This window comes from Paenibacillus sp. RC84, assembly GCF_041260495.1.
In the GTDB taxonomy this organism is placed as follows: Bacteria; Bacillota; Bacilli; order Paenibacillales; family NBRC-103111; genus Paenibacillus_F.
Map to the genome: position 1 here is coordinate 282,406 of NZ_JBGBYL010000005.1, position 23,138 is coordinate 305,543.

At 55.0% G+C, this 23,138-nt stretch carries 16 protein-coding genes; 12 read left to right on the forward strand and 4 right to left on the reverse strand.

The window, feature by feature from the left end:
* The first annotated feature begins 40 nt into the window (after positions 1–40).
* On the forward strand, positions 41–1,657 hold the full coding sequence (locus tag ABH899_RS13920) for a basic secretory protein-like protein (RefSeq protein ID WP_369997068.1): 1,617 nt from the start codon (positions 41–43) through the stop codon (positions 1,655–1,657).
* 121 nt (positions 1,658–1,778) lie between these two features.
* Here the strand turns inward: ABH899_RS13920 and ABH899_RS13925 are convergent, their stop codons facing one another.
* Entirely contained in the window at positions 1,779–2,198 is a 420-nt protein-coding gene (locus tag ABH899_RS13925; RefSeq protein WP_016423408.1) for a hypothetical protein, read from the reverse strand.
* Between the two features lie 232 nt (positions 2,199–2,430).
* Between ABH899_RS13925 and ABH899_RS13930 the strand changes: the two genes are divergently transcribed.
* The 3 genes from ABH899_RS13930 (at position 2,431) to ABH899_RS13940 (ending at position 6,210) form a co-directional block, all read left to right on the forward strand.
* Positions 2,431–3,516: a glycosyltransferase family protein gene (locus ABH899_RS13930; RefSeq protein WP_369997071.1), complete on the forward strand. Its 1,086-nt coding sequence runs from the start codon at positions 2,431–2,433 to the stop codon at positions 3,514–3,516.
* 52 nt (positions 3,517–3,568) lie between these two features.
* On the forward strand, positions 3,569–4,642 hold the full coding sequence (locus tag ABH899_RS13935; RefSeq protein ID WP_369997074.1) for a glycosyltransferase WbsX family protein: 1,074 nt from the start codon (positions 3,569–3,571) through the stop codon (positions 4,640–4,642).
* A gap of 518 nt (positions 4,643–5,160) precedes the next feature.
* Complete coding sequence (locus tag ABH899_RS13940) at positions 5,161–6,210, forward strand: lytic polysaccharide monooxygenase (RefSeq protein ID WP_369997076.1); 1,050 nt, start codon at positions 5,161–5,163, stop codon at positions 6,208–6,210.
* A gap of 175 nt (positions 6,211–6,385) precedes the next feature.
* Here the strand turns inward: ABH899_RS13940 and ABH899_RS13945 are convergent, their stop codons facing one another.
* Complete coding sequence (locus ABH899_RS13945) at positions 6,386–7,456, reverse strand: YVTN family beta-propeller repeat protein (protein WP_369997079.1); 1,071 nt, start codon at positions 7,454–7,456, stop codon at positions 6,386–6,388.
* Positions 7,457–7,915: 459 nt separating this feature from the next.
* Between ABH899_RS13945 and ABH899_RS13950 the strand changes: the two genes are divergently transcribed.
* Positions 7,916–10,444 carry a DUF4855 domain-containing protein gene (locus ABH899_RS13950; protein WP_369997082.1) on the forward strand — a complete coding sequence of 843 codons (2,529 nt, stop codon included), beginning with the start codon at positions 7,916–7,918 and terminating at the stop codon, positions 10,442–10,444.
* 246 nt (positions 10,445–10,690) lie between these two features.
* Here the strand turns inward: ABH899_RS13950 and ABH899_RS13955 are convergent, their stop codons facing one another.
* Positions 10,691–11,404: a TioE family transcriptional regulator gene (locus ABH899_RS13955; protein ID WP_369997085.1), complete on the reverse strand. Its 714-nt coding sequence runs from the start codon at positions 11,402–11,404 to the stop codon at positions 10,691–10,693.
* Positions 11,405–11,450: 46 nt separating this feature from the next.
* Positions 11,451–11,729, reverse strand: a complete 279-nt coding sequence (locus ABH899_RS13960; protein WP_369997087.1) for a helix-hairpin-helix domain-containing protein — start codon at positions 11,727–11,729, stop codon at positions 11,451–11,453.
* A 206-nt stretch (positions 11,730–11,935) separates the two neighbouring features.
* Between ABH899_RS13960 and ABH899_RS13965 the strand changes: the two genes are divergently transcribed.
* From ABH899_RS13965 to ABH899_RS13995, 7 genes are all read left to right on the forward strand, one after another.
* Positions 11,936–12,898: an ABC transporter permease gene (locus tag ABH899_RS13965; protein WP_369997089.1), complete on the forward strand. Its 963-nt coding sequence runs from the start codon at positions 11,936–11,938 to the stop codon at positions 12,896–12,898.
* 15 nt (positions 12,899–12,913) lie between these two features.
* Positions 12,914–13,780: a carbohydrate ABC transporter permease gene (locus tag ABH899_RS13970; protein ID WP_009673943.1), complete on the forward strand. Its 867-nt coding sequence runs from the start codon at positions 12,914–12,916 to the stop codon at positions 13,778–13,780.
* Between the two features lie 61 nt (positions 13,781–13,841).
* Complete coding sequence (locus ABH899_RS13975) at positions 13,842–15,401, forward strand: type 2 periplasmic-binding domain-containing protein (RefSeq protein WP_369997092.1); 1,560 nt, start codon at positions 13,842–13,844, stop codon at positions 15,399–15,401.
* A 92-nt stretch (positions 15,402–15,493) separates the two neighbouring features.
* Positions 15,494–16,504 carry a response regulator transcription factor gene (locus tag ABH899_RS13980; protein WP_369997095.1) on the forward strand — a complete coding sequence of 337 codons (1,011 nt, stop codon included), beginning with the start codon at positions 15,494–15,496 and terminating at the stop codon, positions 16,502–16,504.
* Positions 16,505–18,313: a cache domain-containing sensor histidine kinase gene (locus tag ABH899_RS13985; RefSeq protein ID WP_369997097.1), complete on the forward strand. Its 1,809-nt coding sequence runs from the start codon at positions 16,505–16,507 to the stop codon at positions 18,311–18,313.
* A gap of 175 nt (positions 18,314–18,488) precedes the next feature.
* On the forward strand, positions 18,489–21,971 hold the full coding sequence (locus ABH899_RS13990) for a chondroitinase-B domain-containing protein (protein WP_369997100.1): 3,483 nt from the start codon (positions 18,489–18,491) through the stop codon (positions 21,969–21,971).
* A 111-nt stretch (positions 21,972–22,082) separates the two neighbouring features.
* On the forward strand, positions 22,083–23,138 hold the full coding sequence (locus ABH899_RS13995) for an SGNH/GDSL hydrolase family protein (RefSeq protein ID WP_369997103.1): 1,056 nt from the start codon (positions 22,083–22,085) through the stop codon (positions 23,136–23,138).

The following is a 23,138-nucleotide window of genomic DNA, read 5'->3' on the forward strand; positions in this document are numbered from 1 at the left end:
TCGGTTTGACCAAAACGAGAGAGAAGGATGGGAGAAAACCATGAAAAAATTGACTTACCTGACGGCAGCGGCTTTTCTGGGACTGAGCTTGATCGGCGGTTTCGGTATATCTACGGCAGAGGCGGCTCAAACAACGTCTACGACTACCCCCAAAAATGTGGCGGCGGGAGGCTCCGTAACGGCAAGCGGCGAATATGCGCCGACCCAGACCAAGGAAAGCGCATTCGACCAGTCTCTTTATTCAAAATGGCTTACGTTCAGTTCCACAGGATGGATTCAAGTCAAACTCGACACCGCGAAGACGGTCACCTCTTACTCGATTACGGCCGCTGAAGATTTTCCCGAAAGAGACCCGAAAAGCTGGGTTCTCAAAGGCTCCAATGACGGATCGACGTGGACCGTACTCGATACCCGGCAAAATGAAGCTTTTACATACCGCAATCAGACAAAATCCTATTCGTTTGCGAACACGTCCTCTTTTAAATATTTTAAATTCGACAGCATTACAAACCAGTCAGGCGGAATCCTCCAGATCTCGGAGATCAAATTATTCGACGGCTCCGTCGATACCTGGACCACGATCAAGCCGACCGTTACGGCCAGCGCTGAAAATACGCCTAACGAAGGCAAAGATAATCTGGTAGACGGAACCAGCGTGACCAAATGGCTGACATTCAATGCCACGGGCTGGCTGAAATTCGACTTCGGCAAGCCGGTTACGATCGACGGCTACGCGCTGACGGCCGCCAATGACTTTGCCGAACGCGATCCCAAAAGCTGGGTGCTTCAGGGCTCTAACGATAACGCCAACTGGACAAGCCTGGATACCAAGAGCAATGAATCGTTCAGACTCCGGCATCAGCGGAATCATTACGTTCTGAACGGCAACAACACCGCTTACCAGTATTACCGTCTGAATAATCTCCAAAACCACAGCGGGGGCATCCTGCAGCTGTCCGAAGTCGAATTCTCGCGCAAGGACGACATGTGGCATGCCGTGAACCCGGTCATCGAGGTCCAAAATCTTGACGCCGCAGGCAATGGTCAACTGTTCGACCAGGCATTGCCTAACGCGACGGATGATATCCGGGTTATCGTGCGCAAAGTAAACGAGCTGCTGTACAATAATCCCGGCGAGCTGCAGGGCGGCGTGCAGAAAATCAAGGTCACGATCGAAGACGTTCCCGGAGTGGCTTGGGCGTCCGGCGACCACATCCAGAAAACGGTCGGTTTCAGTTCCCGGTTTCTGCGCGATATCGCGAACGATCCGAACAAATCGGTGCGTGACGAAATTCTCGGCGTCCTGTATCACGAGCTGACTCACTGCTACCAGTACGATGATAACCGGTATGCCGACAAAAGCGTCGGCGGTGTCAGCTACATGGTCGAGGGTTTGGCGGATACGATTCGCTTCGCAGTCGGCTATCATGATCGTTACAGCATGACCAAGGGCGGAACGTGGCAGGACGGTTACGGCACGACGGGCAATTTCTTCCGCTGGATCGAGGACACGAAAAAGCCCGGATTTATCCGCCAGCTGAATGCAAGCCTGACCCCGTTCGACGGACAGGACTGGACGGAAGGCAAAATCCAGGAGCTAACGGGCACGAACGTTAATACGCTTTGGACAGAATATCAGGCGACACTCCCTAACTAATCGCCGATGGGATTCATAGGTAAAGGCTGCCGGAAACGGCAGCCTTTCTTTTTTTTGAGGAAACCGGGGCAGCTCAGATCCTAACAGCCGTGAGGGGCAGGGGGGAACGGACCACCGGTTTTTAAGCTTTCTGGATGGCTAGGCTGGGCGTGCCGCTGCTCACATCGACGAACAGGACGTAGGCCAGGCCGTCCGTACCCGTTAACAGCAGCCCGGGCTGATTCAGAACGCCGGGGTTATAGTACCGTACCTGTTGAACGGAAGGAATACTGACCGGCAGTGTAGGCTGGTTGAGCGCTCCCACTTGTGCGACCGCACGAATGCTTCCGCCGGCCGTAATCGTTCCGCCCGCAGCCAGGTGGTTTAAGACCGTTTCGCTGCCGTTCACCTGCAGACTGCCGGCGATTGTCTGATTTCCATTCACGTTCAGATGCGAACCGACTGTCTCATTGCCGTTCACCTGAAGATCCTGTCCGATTGTCTGACTGCCTGTTACCTGTACGTTATCGAATGTCGGCAAATCTATCACACTCTCTTTCAATTGGTATATCTCATTCTATGAGGACAACTATCAAGAAGATATGATCTGTTGACACATTTTCGGCCGAAAAAGCGCCTAAATCACCGAAATGAGCTTTTTTTTGTTCAACTGCCTATCAATTTGGGATAAACACACTAAATCAAATGATTTTACCTGTGCATATGCTAGCTTAAAAGCCCCCTTGAAACGGACGTTGTCGCTATCCGAGGACTATGCGGAAATGAGGAGCAGCATGAAAAAAACGATCAAGAAGAAATCCCCTTCCAAACAGGCGCAAAATAAATGGATTTTAAATGATGTAAAAAAACCGTTAAACAAGAAGCCTCAGCCGCTCAAACACACGATGTCCGTTAACCGGCCCGGTACTCGGAACGAGTTGCCGCTGCCGCGGGATGTCCAGAGCCGGGAGATCACTAAAAAACGGCCTTACAAGCGGATGAACCTGCTTCTTGTTGCACCCGACCACCCTATGCCGGGCGCACCGAACGAGATACTGCTTGAAGAGCAGTTGAGGCATTTGGCGAGAAATGTGACGACAATCAAATACACCCAGCCTATGGCGGAGCAGCTAAACCGGCCGGACCTTGACCTGATTCTGATTATAGGCGGGGAAGAGCCGTTCTCCGATGAAAGTACGGACGCCTTGAAAAACACACCGGTTCGTAAGGTGCTCTGGCTGTCCGACAAAGAGAAGCCGTTCGATTTGGATTCGCGGACGGTTTCTTTGTTCGATTATATCCTTACTCAGAAAATGGCCCACATCCCCGTTTACCGGGCGTTACAATGCCGAAACTGCGGCTGTCTGCCCTACGCCTCCGATACCGGCATGTATTTTCCGAGACCGGTCGAGGACCGCTATAAATCCGATCTGCTGCTGATCGGTCACGCCGAGCCCAAAAGCATTCTGTATTCGTTCGCCTTTTCGGACTTGCCGGCCGATGAGAAGATTAGGGTATGCGGAAGAGGCTGGGAAACGTTCCCCTCTCTGATTATTATTCCGCCGGATGAAGATTTGGCGCCTTATTACAACGGAGCCCGCATCGTGATCAACTGCAGCGGTTCCCTCATGCAGACGCTGGAAGTGGCGGCCTGCGGCGCGTTTCAGCTCATCCAGCAGCACTCCGAATTGACGCCTTTTTTGGAAGCGGGGGACTGGGTCACCTTTCAGACGCAGGATGAATTTGCGGATAAATTTCTGTATTACCGGGAAAACGTCGATCACCGGCGGCTCGCCGCTTCGAGAGCTCTGGCCGACAACAAGTACAATCATTCTTTTCTTCAAAAAGGCATACAACTGCTGGACCTTGTATTCGACTGAACCGGCGGAGGACATCCGGCATGTGTTCTTATTCAACAAGGAGGGATAGACGTTGAAGCTCATTGCCTTTTTACTGCCCCAGTTTCATCGGATTGAGGAGAACGACCGCTGGTGGGGAAAAGGCTTCACGGAGTGGACGAACGTAAAGAAATCCGTTTCGTTATACAGGCATCACAGTCAGCCCAGAGCCCCGCTGAACGATTATTATTATGACCTGACCGATCCGCGCGCAAGGCAGTGGCAGGCCCGGACAGCCCGGGACTACGGCATTTACGGATTTTGCTATTACCATTACTGGTTTAAAGGAAAGCGGCTGCTTGAGAAGCCCGTTCAGCATATATTGGCGAGCGGGGATCCGGATTTTCCCTTCTGCCTGTCCTGGGCCAACGAGCCTTGGACACGGAGATGGGACGGTATGGAGTCGGATGTGCTGATGCCCCAGGATTACGGGAACGAAGCAGACTGGAGTCTGCACTTCTATGCGCTCCTGGATGCATTCAGGGATAAACGGTACATCCGCGTCGACGGCAAGCCGGTGCTCCTGATTTACAGGCCCGCGAGCATTCCGAAGTGCGAAGCCATGCTCAACCACTGGAGAAACCTGGCGCGCCTCAACGGCTTGGAGGGGCTTCATCTGGTGCGGACGCTCGGCGGTTTCCCCGTCGGCACGCAGCACGGGTTCGACGCCAGCGTGGAGTTCGAACCGCATTACACATTCGCCCACGGCAGCATACATCCGCCCTGGCTGCAAATCCCGGTCATGGGAAAGGGGCATCTGGCCGTTGATTACGACCGGACATGGACAAACATCCTGGGGCGCACGCCGCACAGGGACGGCGAAGTGATTTATCCCGGCGCTTTCGTCAACTGGGATAATACGCCCCGGAAAGGAGTTGACGGCCAGAGCACTCTGGGCATGACTCCGCGGAAATTCGGCTGGTACTTGTCCCGGCAAATCGCAAGAGCCAGGGAGACTTTCGGCAGCGAATTTCTGTTTATCAACGCCTGGAACGAATGGGCGGAGGGAGCATATCTGGAGCCGGACACGAAGTACGGCTATCAGGTGCTGGAGGCCGTTAAAGCGGCTCTGGAACTTAACAGCGCGGCTTCTTACGGAAACCTCTGACCGGCTCCGGCCTCTCGGCGCTTCGCCTGCTCCGGCGGCAGGTGTGATCCCCTAATGCGCTGTTCCTCCTGCCGGCGACCGAACGGCATTACAAAGCACATCCGTTTTCTGCGGGTGTGTCTTTTTTAGATGGGGAGAAAAGAACCGTTATTATGTCGTCATTAAAAGAAAACAAACAGTTGTATCATGTTCTTGTATAATTTGTAATATGAGGTATAATATGAGGTGTATTTTCGACCGTGTGCACCGGATTCCACGTTCTAGCCGGGTGGCTGTGGCCATGCAGCTTACTATCCGGCTGTTTATGAAATCGCTTACGCACACTGTCGCGAAGAGGAGAGAGGCGGTTAGCTTTGTTTGCAGCCAGCCGCGATCCCGTGAAAGGAGGAGGATGCAGGGGTATCCGCAGGGATAATCTTTGCCGCTGCCCGCTTGTACTTAACGCTAGACCCGGCTCCAGCGCCGGCATTTGTTAAAACGCTTTCATTTTCATCACCCACTAAAAGGAGGAATTTATAGTGACCGTTCGTTTACCCTATCAAGGGATGATCAAGATGCTTGCGGCCGGGGCTATTATGCTCATGCTGTCCATCGCCATGCTTCTTCTGCTGGAAAATAAAGCTTCCGCTCACGGGTATGTCAGTAACCCGTCCAGCCGCGCCGCTCTTTGCGCCAGCGGAGTGAACAAAAATTGCGGTCTGATTATTTACGAGCCTTACAGCCTCGAAGCGCTTAAAGGCTTCCCCGCCGCGGGACCTGCCGACGGTAAAATCGCTAGCGCGAACGGTCTGTTCGCACCGCTCGACGAGCAGTCGTCCACCCGCTGGACCAAAGTAAACCTCAGCCCGGGCCCGACGACTTTCAACTGGACGCTGAAAGTTCCGCACGCGACGGCCGCTTGGAAATACTACATCACGAAGCAGGACTGGAACCCGAATGCGCCTCTGAGCCGCGCTTCCTTCGACCTGACGCCTTTCTGCAACGTTCCGTACAAGGGACAACCTTCCGGTTCGTACTCCGACACGTGTAACGTTCCGAGCAGAACGGGCTATCAAGTAATCCTTGCCGTTTGGGAAATCTCCGATACGGCCAACGCTTTCTACAACGTAATCGACGTGAACTTCGGCGGATCTCCGGGAACTCCCGACACGTCAGCTCCGACGGCGCCAACAGGCTTGACGGCTTCCAATGTTGCCGCTACAAGCGCAACCGTATCCTGGACGGCGTCTTCCGACAATGTCGGTGTAGCCGGCTACCGGATCTACAACGGTTCCACTCAAATCGGCACGACCAGCGGAGCGCTCAGCTTCAACTTGACGGGTCTGACGGCCAACACGGCCTACGCCATCACGGTCAAAGCCGTTGACGCTGCGGGCAATGTATCGGCTGCCAGCAACACCGCGAGCTTCACGACAAGCGTTGGCACGACTTATCCGGCCTGGAACGCTTCGACCGCTTATACGGGCGGAAGCAAGGTGACGTACAACGGCGTCAACTACGAAGCCAAGTGGTGGACGCAGGGCGAAACACCCGGCAGCAACTCCGGCGTATGGAAAGTGATTCCATAACAGCCGCCGCTGACCGTTAGTCCCAGGATGACTTCCGAATATTCGGGAGTCATCTTTTTTATGCATGCGGCACCTCAAGAGGATTGAGAAGCCCGGCCGTTCATTCGAATGAATGAGGCCGGGCTTCCTTGCTCCCTGCCGGCAGTCAGGCCCGGGGGTAAACTTTGCGCGCGGATTACGAACGGATAACCGAAACGCTGTCACCGTTGCTGTTGGTCACATACACCCGGTGCGTTTTGGAATTGACGCTGAGGTCCGACGGCTGGGCACCGACCGTAAGGGTGGCAATGACCTTGTTCTTGAAACCGCTGATGACCGAAACGGTTCCTCTCGATAGATTCGGAGAAGCGTTAGCGACGAAGATGCGGTTCTTCTTTGTATCGATACCGAGAACGGACGGCTGGCTCCCGACTCCGATCGTGTCGATAACCGACAGTTTTTTTCCGCTGATGACGGAAACCGTATTGCCGGACGAATTTGCGGTGTAGATCCGGTTGGTTTTTAGGTTGACTTTGATGTCGGAAGGAAATGCGCCCACACGGATTGTTTTGATGACTTTATTCGTTTTTCCGTTAATGACCGAAACGGAGCTGCTGTTCGTATTCGCGACAAAGATCCGGTCGGTCAGGGGATTGATCGCGATGGTGTCCGGTCCTGTGCCTACTTTAACGGTAGCGATTACTTTATTGTTGGCTCCGTTGATGACGGAAACCGTGCCGGCGCTGTTGTTGGACACAAAGATCCGGTTGGTGAACGGATTGACGGCCGCGTTAAACGGCGTGTCGCCTACTTTAACGGTTGTAATGACCCGGTTGGTGCGTCCGTTGATCACGGTGACGGAGTCGCTGCCCGCGTTGACGGCAAACACCCGGTTGGTTGCGGCGTTCAAGGCGATAGCCGCGCCGTCCTTGCCGACGTTAACGGATGATACCAGCCGGTTCGTCGCGCCGTTCACCAGACTCACGCTTCCGGTAAGTCCGCGGGGATTCGCCGTTACTGCCGTGTTTAACGTGTGAACACGGTTTTTCCGTGCGTTGACCACCAGGTGATTCGGCGCGTTTTCGATAGGTATGGTTTTAATGACACGATTGGTAAAGCCGTTGATTACCGCCAGCGCATCCAAGCTCCGGGTTACGAACACCCGGTTCGTTTTGCGGTTAATGGCAACATGAAGGGGAGAATTTACAGGAATCGTAGCAATGACTTTCGGTGGTGATTTTCTTGGGATAAGGGTTGCTTTCAACATGGATCGCAGTCCTGCCTTTCTAATGGGAACTACGACACTTTATTCAAGATCAAGACAGTTGCTTATGCGTCTGCCCATCCGAGGCTCAATCCGACTCGTCTTTTTGCCAATGGTTTGACCGGATTTCGCTGGCTAACAAAGTGGAGAAGACCAGCCCGTAACGGTAAGAAAAAGCGGGAGGAGGGCAGCGGCCGATCCCAACAGCCAAACCGAATAGCCGGCTTTCGACAGGCCGCGGTAATCGGCTTTTTTGCCGTTCCGCGTGTAAATTACGGCTGGAGGGAAGAGATCGGAAAGCCAAAAAGGCCCTATTATGCAAAAACTTGAGGACACACGATTTGAAAGCGTGAAGTAAAGAAGTGTATATAAAAGTCGGAAGTTATCTCTTTTATTCAAGAGGCGCGTCTCTTAAGGTTACATTGTAGACGCTTTCATATCACCCATTTTAGGAGGGAAATTATGAGTTCGAAGAAGAAATGGTTATCGCTGGCACTGGGAGTGACCTTGATGGCTACGATGCTTCCCCAGGCATACGGCGCCCAAGCTCAGCCGGAAGTGCGCAATCTTGCCAAAGGCTTGAAGTACGAATGGTCCGAAGCTCCTCATTCAAACTATCCGGATCCGTCCGGCAAGCTTACCGACGGAGTGATCGGCAGCGCGAATGTGACGGACCCGTCCTGGGTCGGAAGCTTAAATAAGCAGACCCGTGAAATCGTCTTTGATCTGGGCGAAGCCAAGTCTATTTCCAAGATCCGGGCGCATTTTCTGCAGGATTGGCCGGGATCGGCGGTTCTTTTCCCTCTGACGGTCTCCATGTATGTGTCCGACGATAAGCAGAACTGGGGAACGGTAGCCCATAAGGCGACGGAGCATTTGTGGACGGACGGTCCGCCTGTCGACCAGTTCTATACGTGGGACGGAAGCAAGGACGGCATCCCGAATGCGGGCTCCGATGCGAAGATGGCCTATGCCCGTTATGTCAAAGTGGCGTTCTCCATGCATCCGAAGGCGTGGGAGTTTATCGACGAGATCGAGATCTGGGGAGCCGACGGCAAAATCGAAGGGGCGAAGCAGGTGCCTGCGGAAGCTTTCGATTATATGCAGCCCGGTGAAAACACCGCAGGTATCCGCAATCTGTCGCTACTGTACAACGGATACTACTCGGACGGCGTCAAAATGACGAAGGAGAAACTGGTTCCCGAGATCGGCTATGTGAACAAGGAAGGAAAGCCCGTCGACTGGTTTTTTGACGGAGCCCTTGTCCTCGGCCTGCAGTCGCCACAAGGACGCGATTTCGGAGAAGGGGGGGCGCTGCTGACGGACTGGAAATGGTACCTGGATAAAACGTTCGCGGATCAGGGAGACCTGGAGCAGCTTAACGAAGCGACGAAGGAAGTCGGCCAGAAGCTGGGACAGCCCGGCCACAAAACGAAAACGGTCATGATGATCCCTAATCCGGGCGAATATACAACCGATTTCGGCGATATCGACGGAGACGGCGTCACCGAGAATTTCAACGAGGGCGCGGTCGGCAAGGATAAAGCCATCGCCAACCGGCAGAAGGTGATCCGCTGGTGGATCGACGAGGTCAGCCGCAAGTTCGAAGAAAAGCACTATTCCAATCTGGAGCTTTCCGGTTACTACTGGTTGCAGGAACAGGTGGGAACGAGCAGCTCGGGGCCGGATCTTCTGCGCTTTACGAACGGTCTCGTTCACGAGAAAGGGCTGAAGTCGTTCTGGATTCCCCATTTCCTCGCGTACAAAAGCTACATGTGGAAGGATGTCGGGTTTGACGCGGTCACTTTCCAGCCGAACTATTATTTCGAGCCCCTGAACATAGACCGCCTGCAAGACGCGGCCGAAACGGCCAAGCGGTTCGGAATGGGCGTCGAGCTTGAATTCGACGACCGGTTGCTGACCGATGCCGTATTCCGCAAGAGATTCCTGGAATACCTGGATGCGGGCGAGCAGTTCGGCTTTAAGGGGAACTCCTTCAAGGCTTATTATAAAGGCAGCGGGCCGGTCATGGCCCAGTCGGCGGCAAGCTCCGATCCGGAAATCCGCGGCGTGTACGACAAACTTTACGAGTTCACTAAAAACGGACCGGCAGCCGGAGGGGCTCCGGTCGCTTCGGACAGCGCGCTTAGCACAGCGCCGGATACGCCCGTCTCCGGTGCTCTTCAAGCGACGGACGACGACGGCGATGCGCTGACTTACAGCATTGTGCGCAACGGCGCCAAAGGAAATGCCCAAGTGACGGACGCGTCCAAGGGAACGTTCACGTATACGCCGGGTAAGGGACAGACGGGGACCGATACGTTCACGTTCAAAGCCAGCGACGGCAAGACGGATTCCAACGTTGCCACGGTAACGGTGACGATTGCGGCGGGCCAGACGGGCTGGCAGACCGTATTGACAGGCAGCGGAACGGTTCCGGCGGGGGAGAAGTTCTCCGTGACCTATGGCTTGACCGGAGGATCGCAGGCGGTATACGCGCAAGATCTTAAAGTCGAATATGACGCCGCCTTTATGGATTTTGTGTCCGCGAAGCCTGTCATGGACGGAATCTCCCTGCTTGAAACCGACAAAAAAACGCCGGGACAGCTCCGGCTGCTGATGGCCAGTCAAGGTGACAGCCATGCCGTGACGGGTCCCGCCAAGCTGCTCGAATTGACCTTCCGCAGCAAAAAGGACAATCAGACGATCAAAGGAGTCGTCTCCGTCACGAGTGCGGTGATGGGCGACCGCGAAGGAAAAGAAGCGGAGGCCGCGCCTTCGTCTCTGACCGTACAAACCCCGGGATCGGTTCCAGGCGATTATAACGGAGACGGCAAAGTGAGCGTCGGTGACCTGGCCATCGTGGCGGCTCCGTACGGAAAAACGAAACAAAGTCCGGACTGGGAGCAGGTTAAGCACCTGGACATCAAGAAGGACGGTAAAATCGACAATCAGGATCTCTCTGCCGTAGCAAGTAAAATCTTGAAGTAGCCGCCGACCGGCGCTGAGCCGTTCATCCCGGACGGTGACTGCGCATAGGAACTAAAGGCGTACAAGAGTAGTACAAGAGTGAACTTACGATTGCCGGTAAAGCATGCTTTGAAAATAGAAAGGAGCCTGTTCCTGTCGTACGTCCGGCACGTATACGCATAGGAAGGCTCATAGAACCGCCGCCCGCTTCCTTTGAAGGAAGCGGGCGGTTTTTTGTATGGAGATGAAAGGGGGAGGGCGGTCAGGTCAATCCCGTTCCATTAATCCGACTTCTTTGCAAAGCTCGACGAGCTCAGAGACAGCCCGGAACTGCTGCCGGTTCCTTTCATGAATGCTATGAAGCGCTTGCTCCGTCACTTTTTTCGCCTTCTCGATGCTCTGGTGTTCCACGGCTTGTACGATATCCTTCATTCTTTCCAGGAAGTAAACCGTTCTGCGCAGCGTGCGGATCAGCAGAATCTGCCGGATGTGCATAGGCGTAAAAATCCGGTACCCGTTGTCCGGATCTCTTCCCGGTTTGAGGAGCCCCTCCTTTTCCCAATGGCGGATGGCGGAATCCTGGACACAGGTGAGAGAGGCGGCTTCGCCGATGGTCATCGAGTTTTTCAGCTTTTTATTGGCAAGGATCGGCAGCTCGGGGTCTTGGAGGAGAGCGAGTGTCTTGTCGGCCACCGCTTTTTCATGCTGGAGGACGGACTGTTCATGGCTGACGAGCCAGAACGCGCCGTCCATATTGCCGCGCTGGATATGGCGAAGCACATCGCAGCTAAGTCCGACGCCGAAGGCGGGGAACATGGCGCGCAGACAGCGGAAATACGCCAGATGCATCCGTGTGTACAGGCGGTACCCGTTCGCGGCCCGGTCCGGCGCCGGAACGACGCCCCACGATTCGTAATGCCGCAAGGCGCTCGTGCTGATGTTCAGTTGTCGGGCAATGTCGATGGGCTTATAGTACTCCATGTCTCGGGCCTTTCTCCGCACGGAAATCGGCGGTTTCAGCGTTTGTTTAGGACGATGTTCCGGATGTTCTGGATGCTCCGGCTGCTGCTGCGAAACACAGTCCTTTGGCCGCCAGGGCGGGGCGCAGCAGTTCAATCCCTTTGGGACCCATGCCGTGCAGCTGCAGAAGCTCTTTCTCGGTGACCCGGGTCAGCTGCTCCAGCCGCAGGAAGCCGGCTCCGGCAAGCGCGCGGAGTGCGGGCTTGGACAGGCCTGCGGGAAAATCGGATTCCGGTCCGGATGCCGCCGCTTTTTTATTCGGCTCGTCAGGAAGGTTAGTCGGCACGTCATTACCTCCTCTCCGTGAATAGTGTGCATGTCTTAACACGGTGCGGTTGAAGTTATGCTTACTATACCACGGGGCCCATGATGTTTTTTCTTAGGAATTGCGGGACCTTAAAAAAAGATAACTCATGTTAAGTCACGGTATCCCGATTGAGCGGCCCGTAAGGTACACTTCAATCATACCAAACAAAGCAAGGGTGATGGAATGTGAGCTACAGCGGGGCCGGTCTCGGAGCCGAAGCGAAAAGACAGCGTACGGGGAAGAAGGCCGGTTTTTTCTCCTATTACAGCCGGTTCAAAGTGTTATACCTCTTGTCACTCCCGGGTATCGCGTATTTCCTGATCTTCAAATACATCCCGCTGACGGGATCTGTGATGGCGTTTCAGGATTACAACATCTTCGCGGGGATCTGGCAAAGCGATTGGATCGGACTCGACAATTTCAGGCGAATGATCGAGTATGCGGATTTCTGGCGTATTCTGGGGAATACGCTCTCCATCGGGTTTTACACGCTACTGTTCGGCTTCCCGATTCCGATCATTCTGGCGCTGATGATGAACGAACTGCGCAATGCGGCTTACAAACGCTTTGTCCAGACGTCGGTTTATCTGCCGCACTTCCTTTCCTGGGTCGTCGTAGGCGGAATTGTGATCGAGCTTCTGTCCCCGACAAGCGGAGCCATCAACTACATTCTGGGCCTCTTCGGCCGGGAACCGGTGTACTTTATGGGGGAGGATTCGTACATCCGCTCCATTATCGTAAGCTCCGGAATCTGGCGGGACGCGGGATGGAGCACGATCATTTATCTCGCGGCCATGAGCGGCATCAACCCCGATCTGTACGAAGCCGCGCAGATGGACGGAGCGAGCCGGTGGAAGCAGACGTTCTCGATTACGATTCCGTCGATCATGCCGACGATTACGATTCTGTTTCTGCTGCAGATCGGGAATTTTCTGGATCTCGGTTTTGAAAGGGTTTTCGTTTTCCTGAATCCGTTGACGAACGGAAGCGGCGATATTCTCGACACGTACATCTACAGAGTGGGCCTGATCCAGAGGGAATACAGCTACACGACGGCAATCGGCCTGTTCAAGTCCTTAATCGGTTTCGTGTTAATCGTATCGGCGAATAAATTCAGCAAAAAAACTACCGGAGAAGGATTATACTAGGAAGGAGGAACAAGCTTGTCTCCCTTGGAAAAACAAAGCAAGACGGCGCTGCTGAATCCCGTGATCCTGCTGCTGATCTCTCTTGCCATGATTTTGCCGATCCTGAACATCGTCGCCAAATCGTTCAGCGGGGCCGGAGCGCTCAGCAGCGGCAGCGTACTGCTTTGGCCCTCCGACTGGACGCTGTCGAACTATACCACCGTGCTCCAGCAGTCGGCGATCTGGAGGGCGTTCGGCATCAGTGCTCTCGTTACGGTCGCCGGGACGCTGATCGCCCTGGTGATGACGGCCAGCCTGGCTTATCCGCTGTCCCGGTCCGAATACAGGGAACGCAAAGGGATTCTCGTGCTCGTGCTGATCACGATGATCTTCCACGCGCCGCTGATTCCGAACTACCTGCTCATCCGCTCGCTGGGAATGCTCGACAGCCTGTGGGCTCTGATGCTCCCGGGCGCGATCAGCGCGTTTAACCTGTTCGTGATGCGCTCTTTCTTCCAGTCGATCCCGAACGAACTGATCGAGTCGGCGCGGATAGACGGGGCGGGGGAGCTGCGCATCCTGTGGACGATGATTCTGCCGCTTTCGAAGCCGGCGATGGCCACGATGAGCATCATTTATTCCGTAGCCCTCTGGAACAACTATTCCAACGCGCTTTATTATATAAACGAACGGGCCTTGTTCCCGCTCCAGGTGAAGCTGAGGGAATACGTCGTCACGGATTCTTCGGACCTTGCCAATACGGCGGGCGACATAGCCAACTTGTCACCGGAAGGCCTCAAAATGGCGGTTATCGTCATTGCGACGATCCCGATCATGCTTGTCTACCCGTTCCTGCAGAAGCATTTTATTAAAGGCATGCTGATCGGATCGATCAAGTCTTAATCCCAGGATTCAAGATGCTATGAATCAGGTTAGACACACGCACCTTAAGGGGGATGTCCACATGAAAAGATGGAAAAAAAGCGCGCTGCTCCTCACGTTGACCGCATCTTTGGCTCTGACGGCCTGCTCGGGCCAAGGGGCGAGTCCGAAGGAACCGCCCGGACCGGTGAAAGTATCCTTGTCGCTGAGCGATTCCTTGAACAAATATGCGCTCGCCAGCACCGATATCAACAACGACAAATGGGTGAAAAAGCTCGGCGAGATGACCGGCGTACAGCTGGATATCAAGCTGGTGCCGCATGCCGAATTCAAGCCCAAGACGGCTCTCATGTTCGCCAGCAACGACCTCCCCGACGTCATGAATACGATCCAGGGGATGTTCCCGGAAGGGCCGGATATGCTTGGCGCGATAAAAGGCGGGCTGTTCATGCCGCTTGACGATCTGTTGAAAGAATACGGCCAGGATTTATTGAAAGCGATTCCAAAAGAAGCGTGGGAGGAAGTCAAATACAAAGGGAAAATCTACGCCATTCCGGAATACTTATCGGTACCGACCCGCAGAGCCACTTTTATCCGTAAGGATCTTCTGGACGCGACGGGGCTGCCGGCTCCGAAGACGATCGACGAGTTTCTGAATGTGCTGCGGGCCATGAAAAAGAACGGGGTCGAGCAGCCGTTCGCTTTCCGGCAAAATTTCGTCTACTCCGATTTTATTTTCGGCGCCTACGATGTGATGCCTTACAGCACGATGTTCGAGAAAATCGGCGACGAAGTCGTACCGAAATTTTTCAAGGTGGAACAAATGCAGAAGGCCCTCCAGGTCTACAAAACGATGTACGACGAAGGGCTGATGACGAAAGATTTCGCCAGCGTGGACGGCAACAAATGGACGAACAACATCAATGCGGGCAAGTCCGGCATCTGGAATCATAACGCCAACCTGCTCATGACGTGGATCAACACGACGAAGGTCACGAATCCGAAATCCGAAGTCGTCATCATTCCGTCACCGGTAGGAGACGACGGCAAGGGCGGCATGATGAAATACAGCTACACCGGCGGCTTGTCGTATATCAACAGCAAGGCGAGCAAGGAAAAAGCGGCCGCCATCGTCAAAATGCTCAATTTCATGGTGACCGAGCAGGGCGACAAGTTCTTCAACTTCGGGATCGAAGGAGACACGTATCAGACGCAGGACGGCAAAGTGGTTTACAAGCAGCCTAAAACGCCGGAAGAAACGTACGAGGAGCAGTTCCGCTCGGTCATTCTGCGCCTGGTCGAGGATACGGCTCTGAACCGTACGCTGCTGAGCCAGACGGAAGACGGAAAGAAGCTGATCCAACAATTCGATACGATCGTGGCCAAAGAAGGCCGGGACGGTATTTCGTTCGCACCGGAGCTTACGTCCAGCGCCAAATTCACCGATGCCGGGCTGAAGTTCTCCGATATGCCGCCGGTCATCCTCGACCATATGCTCAAAATGGTGTACGGCAAAGAACCGATCTCCGATTGGCCGAAGGTGCTGGAGGAATGGAAAGCCAAAGGCGGAAATGATATCATCAAGGAAGCAACCGAGCGGTACAACAAGAAAGAAGGCGTCAAGCTCGGCGATTCGAACTAACGGTTTAAACATTTATCCGCTCTCCGGGGCGGGTAAATGTGTTTTTTGCCTTCCACAACAACATCAGATCCGTATACGAAGGAGGGAACGGCATGAAGCGAATTTTGGTGGTCGACGATGAACCGCTGATCCGTCAGGGGCTGGTCGCCATGCTGGGGCGGCTGCCGTATGATTTCGAGTGGGTGAGGACCGCCGGTAACGGCCAGGAGGCGCTTGAACGGATGAAGGAATCGCTGCCTCAGCTTCTTTTAACCGACATCCGCATGCCCAAAATGGACGGATTGGAGCTGTGCAGACAGGTGCACGACCAATACCCTCTCGTGCAGAAGGTGATCATTTCCGGGTACGGGGATTTCGAGTATGCGCAGAACTGTATTTCGTACGGGGTAAAAGAATATATTTTGAAACCGTTTACACCCGCTAAAATCGGTGATCTGCTGGGCCGGCTCATTTCACGGGGGAACCCGGCTCTGTCCATTTCCAAGTACGAGGATCTCATCGGGAACTTAGCGGATTCGGTGTGGTCGATGCGGATCGAGGAAATGGAGGCGTATTTCGAGCAGCTCAAGACTTACTGCCTGACGGCTTCCCGGACGGACTACGATTTTGTCCAGCTGTTGAAGGATTGTCTTCCGATGCTGAAGAAAAGGCTTGCCCTGAAAGGGTTTCACCCGGTTGTCGGGGAAATTCCGGATTCGGGCGATCACCTTCATTATTTCGAACAGCTTCACGTCAGCATTCTGAAAATTATCGACGAGCTCGCGCTGCAAAGAGGGGGACAAGATCTGATGCTGAAAGCCAAAGACTATATGGACGCTCATATCACGAAGGAGCTGTCGCTGGAAGATACGGCCGATTATTTGGGCATCACCCCGCAGTATTTAAGCTTTCTGTTCAAAAAAGTGCACAAAGAGACGTTCGTCCAGTACCGGATTCTCAAACGGATCGAGCTGGCCAAAAAGCTGCTGGAAATCCCTCGCTACCGTACTAACGATATCGCGTACGAGGTCGGCTACGAGAATTACCCGCACTTTTCCCGGATGTTTAAAAAAGTGACCGGCGTTTCTCCGCTTGAATACCGGCAGCAGCTGGGCATCAAATAAATGAAAAAGACGTTGTCCCGGACGATCTTTATTTACATCGCGGTTGTCGTGATCATCACGGCGGCGTCGATCGGGTGGTTTTCCTACCATATTTCATCCAGTCAGCTGCGGCAGCAAAACGAACAGCATCTGATCGAGGCGGTATCCAACGCGGTCAACCATACGGATCTGTATTTGAAGCTGTACGAGCGCGCCCATCTTTCTCTTTTTACCCACCCGGATATAAGAAAATTTCTCGACTCTCCGCCGAAGGACGATTACGCGTATTTTCAATATACGGATACGCTCAAGAAGCAGGTCATTGATCCGCTTTTTCTGAAAACACCGGAAATTATGACCGTCTATTTGACGGATTACAGCAAAAACTGGGTGTACTTCGTAAACCCGGCCCTGAAAATTATCCAGGACCCGGTTCCAGGAGCGACTCTGGAGGAGCTGGACAAGGAAACCGATTCCAACGGCAACCTCACAATCATCAATAACAGCGTGTTTACGGAAAGCGACACCCAACTGATTACGCTCTCGCGTAAAATACACGGCCAGGTGTTTAACGAATTCAAAGGCATTTTGACGATCCAAATCAAATCGGATGAATTTTCCACGTTGTGGAAGGGAGTCAATCTCGGACCGGGCGGTTTTTTCTCTATTGTGGATCATGAAGGAAGGATTGTGCATCATCCGGACAAAACCCGAATCGGCCAGGTGATAGACAGCGAACTGCTGGCCAAGCTCGAAAACATGCAGCTGACCTCGTTCACGGACGCATCGTTCGGAGAAGAGCGCATGATCGTCAGCCGGAAGTCCTCGTATTCGGGATGGAATCTCATGGTGTCGATCCCGACCGAAGACATCAACAGGCCTATCGCCAGCATCCGGTATTTATCGTTTCTGGTCGGAGGCATCACGCTGCTTATCGCGCTGCTCATTTCGTACCGGTTCGGCCGGGTCATCACGAAACCGATCCATATCCTCAAAAGAGGTATGCGGCAAACCGAGCAGGGAAACTGGATGAAGATTCCCCAACTGCGCACGCGCAATGAATTCAGCGAACTCATCGACCGCTACAATTTGATGGTCGCAAGCCTGTCCGAACTGATGGATACCTTGTACAAAACGGAGCTGGACAAGAAAGACGCGGAGCTGGAGCGGCAGAAGGCCGAGCTTCAGTCTCTTCAGCTCCAGATCAATCCGCATTTTCTGTACAATACGCTGGAAAATATTATCTGTTACGCGGTAATCCGGCAGTCGGAAGAGATCACGGAAATTGTGGACGCGATCGCCGCCATGTTCCGCTACTCGGTGCAGACGCATATCGAAGAAACCGCCATCGTCAACGAGCTTAAGCATGTGCTGAACTACATGACGATCATGAAGCACCGGGTAGGGCGGGATTTCGAACTGGATGTGCGGATTACGCCCGAATTTTTCCTGAAAAAAACGGCCCGGCTCACGCTCCAGCCGCTTATCGAGAATGTGTTTCAGCACGCGTTCGCGGACGGTATCGAGGATTACCACTATATCCGGCTGGACGCCTGGACGGACAAGGAGGACAGAGATCTCGTAATCGCGATCGAGGACAACGGGGTAGGCATTCCTCCGGAGAAGCTGGCTTCCCTGCAGCGCCAGCTGGAGTCTAACCAGCTTGCGGATTCCACGCTCGCCGGCCGTAAAGGGCACGGAGGAATCGGGCTGATGAACGTGCACCGCCGCATTCAGCTCGTATTCGGAGAAAAGTACGGCCTGTCCATAAGCAGCGTCCAGGGCCAAGGCACCTCGATTTCCATCCGGTTTCCGAACATCGGCTCCTGAACTTGAACCAGATGCTACAGTAAGCAGGGCCTGCTCGTTTAGAGCAGGCGTTTTTTTATTTTCCTGGAGGCGGCGGAAATTAAAAAAACACAATGCAGATTAAAAGGCGTCATGGGTTTGCGGTCCGGCGGAACTTATAATAGGCATGAATCGAAACCGAGAGGATGGTGGATGGATGATTAAGAGCATGCCGGGTTTTAGAACGCGCGTCCGTGTTTTTCTAAGTTTGCAGCTGGTTCTCTCTCTATGCCTTTCCTTAGCTTTCGTCACAACTGTAAGCGCTACCGAAACAGGCGGGCCTGCGGAATTAACCGATCCGGTCCCTGCCGCCGGCTTGACCGGCCCGTGGCTTGAACCTTTCGAGAGCTACGGTTCTTCCCAGACGGGATACACATCTCCGGTCGGCGTCAGCCCTACGGCCGCACAACCCTGGAAATCGGTCATGGGCGGGAGCGCCGGCTGGAGCATAGGCGAGGAGCCCGCCACAGGGTCTGCGGATGCCAATCATTTCCTGCAGCAGACGGATCCGACCAGCGGCACGGCCTATCTGATCGCCAACGGCTATTGGGGAACGGATAATCCCGCCCTTACGGACGGCAGTCTAACGTTGTCCGGCCGGGTGAAGGTAACCGGTGCCAACAGCACCTACGCGGGACTGGCCGCCAAATATTCGGTCAGCGGTACGAAGCCGATCTATTACCGGTTTATGACCAAGAAAAATTCGGTCAGCTATCAGTTCTATCTGGAGAGGGTGACGGGTACTTCCAAAACGGCCGTCCCGCAGTCGCCCGGAAGTCCTAACGCCAGCGGCGTATCGGTTCCGAATACCGTGCTGAATCCTTCCTTCGACAGCCAGGGCTACCTGCCGCTGAAGCTGGACGTGATTCACCAGGGAGACGGAAGCCTTAAGCTGGACGGCTACTACGGCGGCACGCTTGTCCTGTCGGGCATCGACGCTTCCCCGCTGACATCGGGCGGGGTTGGCCTCTACAGCCAGTCGGGCACCACCGCCTTCGACGACATTCAGGCGGCGGCCTACACGGGCGGCGGACCCGGACAGCCGGGTGTTCCGTCCGCTCCGGCAGGCGTGTCCGCATCCCCTTGGGGAGCGGGGACCGTCAAGCTGGCGTGGACGGCCGTGCCATCCGCCTCCGGCTATAACGTGAGCATGTCCGCGAATGCCGGCGGACCTTTCACGACGCTCAACGCGTCACCGGTCACGGCGACGGAGTACACCGCCGCCGGATTGACGCCGGGGCAGACGTACTACTTCACGGTCAGCGCCGTGAACGCCTCGGGCGAGAGCGGCGCAAGCGCGCCGGTGAGTACCGTGCCGCAGGCGTCCGCAAAGCCGCCCGTCACGACGACGGCGGAGCTGCTGACCCGCCTCAACGCGGCTGTGCCCGGTGAAGTGATCGAGCTGGCGGACGGCAGTTACACGGGATTTACGGTCCGCAGCAAGAACGGCACCGCCCAGAATCCGATTGTCGTGAAAGCGCAGCACAAGGGCAAGGCCGTTTTCCCTTCTACGGGCATAACGGTTGAAACGAGCTCCTATATCACGATTCAGGATATGGAATTCCGGATGAATCCGCAGGACAAGTGGATTAACCTGAACGGCTCCAACAATATTCGGATTACGAATAATGCCTTCCGTTCCCAAAGCGCCACGACGGCTGCGGACAAATCGAACTGGATTTACATCAAAGGAACGAACAGCCACCATAACCGCATCGATCACAATTTGATGGAAAATAAACGCGACAGAGGCAAGTTCATTCTGTTCGACGGTGTCTCCAGCCGTCCGGAAGGCTCCACGATCCCGTACGAAATTACCCAGTACGATACGGTCGAGTACAACGTTTTCCGCAACACGCTGGAGCGGCAGTCCAACGAATCGGAGCCGATCCGCATCGGGGTATCGGTTTTATCGGGCCTCGATGCCCATGCGACGATCCAGTACAACCTGTTCGATCACTGCGATTCGGACACGGAGATCGTTTCGGTGAAGAGCGGGGCGAACACCATCCGCTACAACTATTTCGTCGAGTCGCTCGGAAGCGTAACGCTGCGTACGGGCAGCGGCTCCAGCGTGTACGGCAACATGTTCATCGGCAAAGGTCGTCAGGTGCTGAGTCCCGATCCCGACGATGCTCCGCTCGGCACCGGCGGAGTCCGTGTCTACGGCGAGAACCACAACGTGTACAACAATTATTTCGAAGGTCTGACCGGCACGAACTGGGACGCTACGCTTGCGTTCACGACCGGCGACAACGACAACATGACGAGTCCCATCGATCCGACGAACAATCACTATATCGCCAAAAACATCGTGATCGCCAACAATACGCTGGTGAACAACAAAAGCGGGATCGAGCTTGGGATGGTCCGCTACGGAACGGCGCCGAAAAATCTCACCTTCGCCAACAATATCGTCGTCGGTTCCCGGGATGAGCTGATCCGTATCATGACGCCGATTCCGGGGTTGACGTGGTCGGGCAACCTGATGTTCCCGCAGAAAGGCGTGCCGCTCGTTACCGGAAATTCCGCGCCGCTGACGGAAGACGAGGTCAAAGTCGTCTACCCGAGCATGCAAAACGCCACCCTGGAGCTCGGACCACAAGACTACCCGTGGTTGTGGGCATCGAGCGAATATGAGCCGCTGCGTCATATCTCCTATAAGAAGCTCGCTGCGGACAGTCCGGCCATCAACGCTTCCAAAGGCAATTACGCGAGCGGCGGTCCTTTGTCTTTCGTAACGGAAGACATGGAGAGAGAAGCCCGGTCGGGTATACCCGATGTCGGAGCGGATGAGTATGTAGCCGACGGCAGGACGGACGCCGCAGCGCCCGCCTGGCCGTCTCCGAATCCGCTGGCGACGGACGGCGTGACACCCCGTACGGTGAAGCTGAAATGGGCCGCCGCATCGGACGACACGGGAATTACGGGCTACCGCATTTACCGCAGCGGCGCTCTTATCGACACCGTATTCGGAGATGTCTTGTCGTACGAGGCGGGTTCTCTGCAGCCGGGTGCGGCTTACACGTTCAAGATCGAAGCGCTGGACAGAGCGGGGCATACGACAGCCAGTAACACCGTTAGTGTGACAACGCCCGCTTTTACGGGAATCAGCCTCACGGGCGTACCGGCCCAGCTCGCTCTCGGCGGAGTGCCGAAACAGCTAGTCGTGGTCGCGCATTATTCCGACGGGTCTACTGAGCCCGTGCCTTCCGGCGCGGTATTCACAAGCAGCCAGCCGGGCGTGCTGGCCGTCTCGGCCGAAGGGAGGCTGACTCCGGCAAATCCGGGCACTTCTTCGGTAAGCGCAACTTACGGGGGCACAACCGCCCCGGCGGTTGTGTACACGGTGCGTCCTTCTTCCACGAATCCGTTTGCAATCGGGGGAGACACCTATGTGGACAATATTCTGTCCGACAAGGCGGGAACGAATTTCAGCACGGAGTCCGAGATGCAGATTAAGCGGAAATCGGCCAGCCGCAGAAACGGTTACGTTAAAGTAACTCTCCCTGCGCTCGCGCAGCCGGTCGATTCGGTCCAGTTGAAGCTGTTCGTCACCTCGGAGGCCAGAATCGCTTCCCTCGAAGGAACGGATCCGGCCAAGGCTCCCGTCCTGCTTATCACGACGATTAATCCGTAACTAAGCACAGAACTTATCGGAATTCCGTTCAAAAAAGATGTCAAAAGCTCGGGAGTCCAAACATCCCGGGCCATCTTATCCGCTGCCGGATGGGCGGGGAAAGGCGTAAGCATGCTGCATAACGGAGTGTATTTTCATAATGTTTCGGAGCTGGAGCAGAGGCCGGGGTTGCCGGGTCTTCTCCTTCAGAGGTTTCCCCGGGAAGTCCGGGAGGCGCTGTCGGCCAAAGGGCGCACAAAAGCGGCGGAGTCCAGCGGATGCGAAATCCGCTTTGTGACGGAAGCGCCCTATGTGCGGATCACGCTCGGAGCCCGGGAAAAGGACGGCCGCGTCTATGTGTTCCGGGGCGATTTTTTCCACGCCGCTTACGATTTGAAAGCCGGGACGGCCGTCACCCTGCAGCTGGAGGAGCCGGAAAGGTTTGCCGAGGTGCACAGGTCCGCCCTGCAAAGCGGGGCGTTCTCATCCGATGTGTGGCGCGTTTACTGCGACCGCTTTACGGCAGTTTTTTATGACGTCGACGCTTTCGGTTACGAGGTTCGGCCGCCGCATAAAGCGGAGATGCCGCAGCTGACTCTGCTCGCCTACGGATCTTCCATCACACAGGGCGCGGGCTCGCTCAGCCACACCGACAGTTACGTGCAGCAGGCCGCCAGAAGGCTGGGAATCGATGCCCTTAATCTGGGGCTGAGCGGAACCTGCTACTGCGAGAAGGAAGCCGCCGACCATTTGGCGCTCGGAAGCGGCTGGGATGCCGCATTTCTGGAGCTGGGCGTCAATATGCGCAGTGTCATGGACCCGCCGGAATTCGAACGCCGGATCACGTACTTGCTCGATGAGGTGACGGGGCGCAACCCGCACAAGCCTGTTTTCGTCACGACGATCTATCCGAACCGGGCGACTTTTTTTCGGGATGAGGAGCATGTGTTTACGAAACGCGACCTGATTTTCAATGACAGGCTCAGACGATACGTTTCGGACCGGAATCATCCTCGGCTTCATTTGCTGGAGGGAAGCGAAATCATGACCGATTTTGTTTCTCTGACGACCGACCTTATCCATCCCTCCGATTACGGGCATATCCGCATGGGGGAAAATTTGGCGCGACTGCTTGAGCCGGTTTTAACCGAGCTGCGCACATCTATCCGAGAAACTGGGGGAATTTGA

Bases quoted from the DNA above. Each gene is read 5' to 3' on its own strand.
- ABH899_RS13955 (WP_369997085.1), bottom strand. From the start codon at position 11,404: ATGGAGTACTATAAGCCCATCGACATTGCCCGACAACTGAACATCAGC.
- ABH899_RS13945 (WP_369997079.1), bottom strand. From the start codon at position 7,456: ATGTTGAAAGCAACCCTTATCCCAAGAAAATCACCACCGAAAGTCATT.
- ABH899_RS13920 (WP_369997068.1), top strand. From the start codon at position 41: ATGAAAAAATTGACTTACCTGACGGCAGCGGCTTTTCTGGGACTGAGC.
- ABH899_RS13930 (WP_369997071.1), top strand. From the start codon at position 2,431: ATGAAAAAAACGATCAAGAAGAAATCCCCTTCCAAACAGGCGCAAAAT.
- ABH899_RS13975 (WP_369997092.1), top strand. From the start codon at position 13,842: ATGAAAAGATGGAAAAAAAGCGCGCTGCTCCTCACGTTGACCGCATCT.
- ABH899_RS13980 (WP_369997095.1), top strand. From the start codon at position 15,494: ATGAAGCGAATTTTGGTGGTCGACGATGAACCGCTGATCCGTCAGGGG.
- ABH899_RS13985 (WP_369997097.1), top strand. From the start codon at position 16,505: ATGAAAAAGACGTTGTCCCGGACGATCTTTATTTACATCGCGGTTGTC.
- ABH899_RS13995 (WP_369997103.1), top strand. From the start codon at position 22,083: ATGCTGCATAACGGAGTGTATTTTCATAATGTTTCGGAGCTGGAGCAG.
- ABH899_RS13990 (WP_369997100.1), top strand. From the start codon at position 18,489: ATGATTAAGAGCATGCCGGGTTTTAGAACGCGCGTCCGTGTTTTTCTA.
- ABH899_RS13950 (WP_369997082.1), top strand. From the start codon at position 7,916: ATGAGTTCGAAGAAGAAATGGTTATCGCTGGCACTGGGAGTGACCTTG.